1 protein-coding gene is annotated in these 546 nt (G+C 41.9%); it reads left to right on the top strand.

Translation table 11 applies throughout. The annotated features are described in order from the left end of the window. A partial coding sequence (tnpB, locus tag V6259_RS19585) for an IS66 family insertion sequence element accessory protein TnpB (RefSeq protein WP_341585960.1) occupies positions 1–389 on the top strand: 389 nt, incomplete at its 5' end. Positions 390–546: the final 157 nt, after the last annotated feature.

The raw sequence follows: 546 nt of genomic DNA, 5'->3' as shown, positions 1-546 counted from the left end.
ATTTTTTAAATTGGAATAAAAGACTCATGTTTACGGCTTCTGATCAACTTAATGTGACCCTCATTTGTGGGCCAACCGATATGCGTAAAGCCATTGATGGGCTATGCAATATTGTCGCGTATGACCTCGAAAAAGAACCTTGTAGCGAACAGATTTTTGTTTTCTGCGGCCGAGCGCGCGATAAAGTCAAAATTTTACAGTGGGCATCGAATGGCTTCTGGCTACATTATAAGCGTCTCGAAAAAGGGCATTTCCAATGGCCTGGTATTGATGATGAGCACTTGTCCATTCAAGTGTCGCCCCGTCAACTGAACTGGTTGCTAGATGGTCTTGCACTCAACTTACAAGAAGCTCACCCACATTTAACCTATCGATATCATGACGATTAGGGCATTCGCTTGGTATAATCCAAGCCATGAAAATACTTCCTGATGACTTACCCAATGACATTGACTCTCTTAAGGCTCTTTTACTTGAGCAGTCGTTGTTGTTGGATGAAAAAGACTCGTCATTGATAGAGCAAGAAAAAGCCTTAACCGAAAAAGA

The sequence above is a fragment of the Marinomonas sp. TI.3.20 genome (genome assembly GCF_038155025.1).
Classification (GTDB): domain Bacteria; phylum Pseudomonadota; class Gammaproteobacteria; order Pseudomonadales; family Marinomonadaceae; genus Marinomonas; species Marinomonas flavescens.
The sequence above is the reverse complement of the archived record's forward strand: the minus strand, read 5'-3'. Positions and strand labels throughout refer to the sequence as shown.